Below are 6,801 nucleotides of genomic sequence, written 5' to 3'. Positions count from 1 at the left end.
CGGTGTGCCTTGGCTTTCTAGGAGCCGGTTTTGTAAAAGTGCATCACACCCAAAGCACACTGTTTATCATTGGCATCTTAGGTTTTATCTTGAACAGTGTCGTGCAAAAAAAGGGACTTAATGATAGTTAGCGGACTATGTCATCTTTCTATCTAACCGGCCAAAACTTTCCATCTTCACAGTGCGTTCAATTTCACTGAGTCTACGTTGGAGACAACGGAGAAGCTCGTTACACCATTCGTACAGATCGGAATTTTCCCGACAAGTAGTCTTGCTTCCTTAAAACCGTTATAGTTACAGCCGCCGTTTACTGGGGTTTCAATTCAATGCTTGCACATCTCCTCTTAACATTCCAGCACTGGGTAAACGTCAAACCCTATACATCGGGATTTGGAGTCTCTCCCATGTTCATGACTAAAGTGGTACAAATACCCGTGTGTATCTTACGTTAACTTAACAGATTAATTATCCGTAATTGCCTTTACAAGACACTTTTTATTTGTTACATAATGGGACACTATTCGATAATTGGTTATCAGTTCTTTAAATAAATTATATTCCCACAATCACCATAATAGAATGCGGGGGGGAGGATTGAGTGTGAGTTTACAAAAAGAAATAGACGTAATGAACCGTCTTTCGTTTTCTATAAGGGGACAATCGGAAAACTGCTCTCGTTTAATTGCGATGAAGCAACATCTTATGATCGGTATAAGTCCGTTCAACACAAGGTTTTCAGAAAAATATATCACTGAGCTCATATGTTGGGCTGCAAAGAAATTCAAAGATATTGACGTATTGCTCCCAGATATAGAATCAGCCATGCTTCTTATATTAGCTTCTGGATCAACTAAGGCTAAAGCAGAGAGGAAAACAAAAAAAGAGCTCAATCGCATAAGACGCATATTATATAATATTCATGATTCTTATAATTTAGAAAAATCATTTCGCATTCTTGACTTCTCTCAATACAAGCAAAATGAAAATTATAAAAAATTGAAATTAAAGGCTATAGATTTATACAAAACAAACCAAAAATTTAGTGAATTATGCACGAAAATGTCAATCCAAGCAGTTGAACGTCGGGCAAAAAGCGTGGGATTATCAATTGAAGAAACAAAGAATTTAGAAACAACAAATATTTCTCTTGAATATATTTTTGATGAAATCCCTTTCTACGTAAATAGCCCATCTTTACTTAATAGAGAAAACTCAGTTTTAGCTTACCATCGTGAATGGCCGGTTGGAGAATTGTTGCTCAATGGTGAACAACCTCTCTGTGTTGATAAACAACAAGGTCACGGAATTGTTTCGATATGTACGCAAACTTATGAGAAGAACCAGTTTATGATTGAAGATTCAGGGGAAAATGAATGATGCGCAACGTTATTAAATTCAACGTTATGGACAAAAATTTCCAAAAAAATCCATACAATATATACCAAACTGTACATTCTTCTAACTCTGTTCTTTGGGATGAAAATCTTAAAGCTTATTTTTTTGGCCACTATGAAGATGTCAGCGCAATTTTGAAGGATACCCGCTTTACAACAGCGCCCTTAGCCGTTCGAGCAGAGCCGGTAATGGGCGATCGCGTATTGGCACAAATGGAAGGGCATGAGCACCATAGCAAGCGGCACGCCATACTTTCAAAACTTACTGGAAAAATGTTCCGCACGCACTATACTAAAATTATTGAAGAAATAATAGACCAGCTTCTCGTGCCGCATCTTGCAAAAGGGAAAATAGATATTATAAATGAATTCGGTAAAGACTATAGTGTGCTTGTTACATTAATGGTCTTAGGCCTACCAATAGATCGCTACAAGGATATATCCATGTGGCATAAGGGAGTTGCATCTTTTGTCACCAGCCTAAACCAATCAGATGAGGAAAAAGAATTCAGCTTATCGTGCAGCAAAGATATCATCTCTTATTTAACACCACTTATAGAAGAATGGGACAAAAATTCATCAGAAGATTTAATCTCTGTTTTATGCCAGAAAACAAATGATGCTAATAGCATGACAACTTCTGAAATAGTTGCTCTCGTCCTTAACATGTTATTGGCCGCCATAGAGCCTGCTGATAAAACATTAGCTTATCTTTTTTATCATTTACTCACACACCCAAATGAATTAGAAAAAATCCAAAATGACAGGAGACTTCTTGGCGATGCAATTACAGAAACACTGCGCTTGACTTCTCCCGTTCAGCTTATACCACGCCAAACCAATCAAGCGATAGAGTTCGCAGGAGTCACATTACCAGCCGACTCTCTTGTTTTTTGTATGATTGGAGCAGCTAACCGTGATCCTGATATTTTTGTGAACCCCAATCATTTTATACCAGAACGTAAACGGGGCAGTAAAACTGGGGCGGGTCTCATAAGGACCGCAAACCATTTAGCCTTTGGAGCAGGCGTGCACGTTTGTGTAGGTTCTGCTTTTGCTCTCATGCAGATTGAGTTGACGGCAAATAGACTCCTCGATAAACTCATTGACATCAGCTTAACTGATGGCTTCATTTTGGAGGAAGAGGGATTATATACAAGGGGACCATCAGCGCTCCCAATCACATTTATCCCAATATCAAAACCACAGCCATCACAAACACATGTTAATTTTTAAAAGTCTGGGAATGGGGCGGGGACAATATTTTAAAGAATATCAACAGGGGGCATAATAATGCAAAAGGTAGATTCCTATACAAAAACAGAAAGGTATGTCATATATACCGTCATTATTTCCAGCATACTTCCTCTGCTGGACGGGAGCATTGTCAATGTCATCCTTCCTAACCTTGCGCATTATTTTTCAGTCGGAGAAAATAATATACAATGGGTTGTAACATCCTATTTTCTCGCCACCGTTCCAGGGCTGCTAATGGCCGCTTTTGTGCAAGGAAGAATAGGTATCAAAAGCACTTGGCTTCTTGCAAGCTTCATTTTTATGCTTGGATCACTGGGGGTAGGATTAAGCTATAATTTTCCAACTATTATATCTGCCCGTATCGTTCAAGGTTTTGGGACCGGTCTTTTGCTGCCCCTTAGCCAAACCATCATTGCCTTACAATTTGGACAGACACGCGTGCGCCAAGCCATGGGCACCATAGCCGTACCAACAGTTTTCGCTCCTGCCTTTGGTCCGCTGGTAGGCGCCTCGCTTGCTCAGTATGTGTCTTGGCGTTTGTTATTTTTTATCAATATTCCGCTTATTTTATTGGCACTCACCCTTGGAGCAAAACATTTAAAGAGCAACGAAACAACAAAAACAAAATTTAACTTATTTGCTTTTTTAGCGTTTTCCATCTCCCTTCTTTCGTTTTTTTACCTCACAGAAGCCAGAAATATCAATAACCACAACGCCCTCTTTATCCTAGCGCTTATAGCCGTGATATCTCTCATATTATTCATTGTTTCTAATCAGAAAGCAAAAAACAAATTAATCGTCTTTAGCGGATTTCAAAATGCGCGCTATACATTGCTCATGATCATGGGGCTCGTTGCTTCATTTCTTTTTTATAGCTTCCTCGTTTATTTCCCACTAGCCGTTGCCATGGGAGGAAACTATGAAAAGAGCCTTCTCATCATCGGTGCCCTCCTTGCTCTGCAAGGAGTAGGTGCGTGGATTGGCAGGAAATTTATTTACCAAAAATGGAAAGAAAAATCTCCCTTTTTCATGATAGGAATTGGTTTAGTGATATCAAGCTTTGGGTTATTATGCTTCGGCTATAATATAAGCATGGATGGACTGGGATTCTTGCTAAGAGGCATAGGACTTGGCATCGCCACCATTGTCTGCCTTTCCGCCCCCATCCAATATGTCAACAGTTTATACGTCAAAGATACAGCCGTTATCACACGCATATTACAGCAAATAGGTGGTGCCTTAGGGGGTATATTCGCTGGCTTTTTGATCCATTCGCTGACAGAAGAATCCCTGTCCTTAAACCAAACATATATCGTATTCTTCATATTCTCTATCGCTGCATTTTTACTGTTTTGCCTAGCCCTCCTCTTATCGCGTAAAGAGAAGAATTTTGATTTATGATATGCTTTATTTGAACACCCTATCCATAACATTGGCAATGGCATATAAAATCATACAGCATTTACCACTTTTCGAGAAACCAACACACTGAGACATTGAACACAGCCTTCATCATTTTTATGAAAGAACACTAAACCGATAAGCTCCTTAAGCTCTAAAATTGATCACCTCCAGTAACGTACGGTGTTTGTAATTTTATGATACCTCTGTGCTTTTAAATCCCTCTAAAAACCTCTTGAAATATGGGATTTTCTGATCAGACCTTTGCAAAGATCCACGAAATTAAGCACGCGTTTCAATGCGGAATAGTTCCATAAATGCGCTAACAGACGCCCTACAGAACCAGCATAGAATATAGAACCCACAATGCCCCCAAATGCTGACCATCTTCTGCCACGCATCGCGATGCAAAAAATCGCACTGTATTGCAAACTTGATAATGTTATTCCCCCCTTTTCAAAGTCATTGAATCACTATGCTTTCATAATCACAATAGGTTCAAATGAAACTGAAGCGACAAAAACAGCTGGTAAAGCAGCATCTTCTCTCCATTTCATTGTTAACTGTCATAACAAATCTCCCCCGCTTTAATAAAAAAGCCCTCTCTCATTGAGAAAGAAATTTTAAAAACATTGAAAATCATGAAGCACGATGACAGACCGCAAACCATCTCTAAAAAGACTGTTTCTTGATTTTCACAGCGTACTCTTAGATTTCTCTAACATTTTCCTGCCTTTAAATTTTCCTTATAAGTTTTACGGACAAAAGAAGCTTTTCAGAACTCTTTTACACATAACTTCATTGCTTCAAGCTCCCTTACAGACACGATAAACGTTTATATTTTCATCTCTACCAAATACGCGAGATTAACAGCGGATATCATGAAAACAGTCTTTTTATAGAAAACAGTAAGCTTTAACGGAATAAACGAGATTTTAAACTAGCCTCCCGCATTACTCATTACTCGATACCGGTTATGCAAATAAAGAGCGCCATCTACTTTTTCTGACAAGCAAAGAACACACACAACATTTAGTAACATGCCATTATTGAAATTCTTGTCACAAAACCTTCCGTTCAGGGATTATGCGCATTGCCTACTTCCTTCTCTCCAATAAACAATCTGCCAATAAAGAATGCTATTGCAGTTACGATAATACAAAATTATACTTCTGTTCTCATTCTATATTTTTCGAATTATCACACATTATTCCCCCCTTCACTGTTATAACAATGAAAGGAGAAAAAATAAAACACAATATGGCATTTATCTTTCACAAATCTTATATAAGCCACAAAATTGTTGCGCGACCTTCTATACAAGGTCAGGCAATAAAATCATACTCTAAAAACCACTCAACATACCACTTTTTGATATTACAAAGATACAAAATGCAATTATCGTCTCCGCAAAAAATATCTCAGAAAAACAAAATCCCTTCTGCAATCATTGGACTACTCCCTCCAATGTTTGCGCACCATTATACGCATAACGAGTTAGATGACTTGTTTATTGCATCATTTGCTCCTCCTGAGATTCTAGAAGGTACAAAAATCCAAAAAGTTAAAGCGTGGCTACGTGCAATCAATTCTCAATGCGAAGAACCACTTGAATTCCTTGGTAACCTGCTTAGTGATTTTATGGAAAAAGAATATTATGATCCAGACCCTACCGGATTGAATTCATCGTTATACAAAAAAACTCTACAGTTAAAAGAAGATCAACGTAAAATTTTAGAAACGTTAAAGAAAGATGGATTGGAATATCAGCGTGGAGGATATATTATCAAAGCAGGTCTTCTTTCTATAAAAGAGCTACAAAACCGTATTGCAGAGAAAGGCCTTTCAGCAGTAGAAATCGAAGTAAAAAGAGCATTAGAAAATATAGAAAAAGATCCAAGGGAGGCAGTTCTATTTGCAGCAAATCTGTTGGAAGCCTCTTGCAAAGCTTATCTCGACCACCATTCTATCCTATATGCAGAAAACGCCCGTAATAATCTGCCTGCTTTATGGGAAGAAGTCGTTAAGAAAGCTAAGATCCATCCCGAAGATATGAAGCAAGAAAACTTAAAAAATCAAGATCTAGATGAAAATGACTTAAAAATGATCACATCCGGTCTGTATCAAGTTGTGCATGGTACTATAAAGTTAAGAAACAAGAAAAGTGCAGCGCATGGCCGCTCAGAAAAGGATTTTGAACTAATCAATCTCAAGCCTCGCCATGCGCGTTTAACTTTTAATGCCGCCCATTCCCTCTCAATTTATATCTTAGAGCTCATGGATCAGCCATAATAAAAACCATATCACGACTACCAGCATTTTCTCGTGCCATTTTTAATGCTTTTTAGGCATTAAAGGGGAGTGGCTGCTTCTACCCTACAAAACCAAATATTTCTATAGCATGACAACATGAGTAGTCACACCGCTCTATGGTGTTCCTCTTCCCCACGTTTCTAGGCTCCGCTTCTAAAGTCAGTGGGCAATTTCTGTAAATGCAAAAGCCGCCCTTAAGGATGGCGAATGAGGATGGTGCAAAAGTATTGCCTTGATTATTTTTTTTAAGAACAAACTAGCTAGTGTACTATTTTTGGAAAGCTCTCGTGAAGAAATATTATGATGGAGAAGCTAGTCATTATGATAAAAATACAAGTCTTAACTCCCTAAAGAGAGAAAATCTGAGTTTAGATCTAATTCCTACAAAGCCTTTATGCGCGTAAATTACATACCTATACGTTCTTTCCCTACCCTA

At 38.3% G+C, this 6,801-nt stretch carries 4 protein-coding genes, 1 pseudogene and 1 other annotated feature; all 5 genes and pseudogenes read left to right on the top strand.

What is annotated here, in order from left to right:
* A pseudogene (locus ACFIQE_RS08210) lies at positions 1 to 131 on the top strand (MFS transporter); the annotation flags it as partial.
* 94 nt (positions 132 to 225) lie between these two features.
* Positions 226 to 514 (bottom strand) — a sequence feature (23S ribosomal RNA rRNA prediction is too short).
* A gap of 86 nt (positions 515 to 600) precedes the next feature.
* Positions 601 to 1,377 carry a tRNA-dependent cyclodipeptide synthase gene (locus ACFIQE_RS08205; protein WP_375707512.1) on the top strand — a complete coding sequence of 259 codons (777 nt, stop codon included), beginning with the start codon at positions 601 to 603 and terminating at the stop codon, positions 1,375 to 1,377.
* Positions 1,374 to 2,630 (top strand): cytochrome P450, cyclodipeptide synthase-associated, encoded by a 1,257-nt coding sequence (locus ACFIQE_RS08200; RefSeq protein ID WP_375707511.1) that lies wholly within the window; start codon positions 1,374 to 1,376, stop codon positions 2,628 to 2,630. Before ACFIQE_RS08205 ends, ACFIQE_RS08200 begins: the two co-directional genes overlap by 4 nt.
* Positions 2,631 to 2,687: 57 nt before the next feature.
* On the top strand, positions 2,688 to 4,052 hold the full coding sequence (locus tag ACFIQE_RS08195; RefSeq protein ID WP_375643666.1) for an MFS transporter: 1,365 nt from the start codon (positions 2,688 to 2,690) through the stop codon (positions 4,050 to 4,052).
* Between the two features lie 1,233 nt (positions 4,053 to 5,285).
* On the top strand, positions 5,286 to 6,344 hold the full coding sequence (locus ACFIQE_RS08190) for an abortive infection family protein (protein WP_375707510.1): 1,059 nt from the start codon (positions 5,286 to 5,288) through the stop codon (positions 6,342 to 6,344).
* The last annotated feature ends 457 nt before the right edge of the window (positions 6,345 to 6,801 follow it).

Source organism: Bartonella sp. AA1HLJMS, from assembly GCF_042197445.1.
In the GTDB taxonomy this organism is placed as follows: domain Bacteria; phylum Pseudomonadota; class Alphaproteobacteria; order Rhizobiales; family Rhizobiaceae; genus Bartonella.
Note: the sequence above shows the minus strand (reverse complement) of the source record. Positions and strands in the feature narration are given on the sequence as shown.

Excerpts from the sequence above, each read along its gene's own strand:
- ACFIQE_RS08200 (WP_375707511.1), top strand. The coding sequence starts at position 1,374 with ATGATGCGCAACGTTATTAAATTCAACGTTATGGACAAAAATTTCCAA.
- ACFIQE_RS08195 (WP_375643666.1), top strand. The coding sequence starts at position 2,688 with ATGCAAAAGGTAGATTCCTATACAAAAACAGAAAGGTATGTCATATAT.
- ACFIQE_RS08190 (WP_375707510.1), top strand. The coding sequence starts at position 5,286 with ATGAAAGGAGAAAAAATAAAACACAATATGGCATTTATCTTTCACAAA.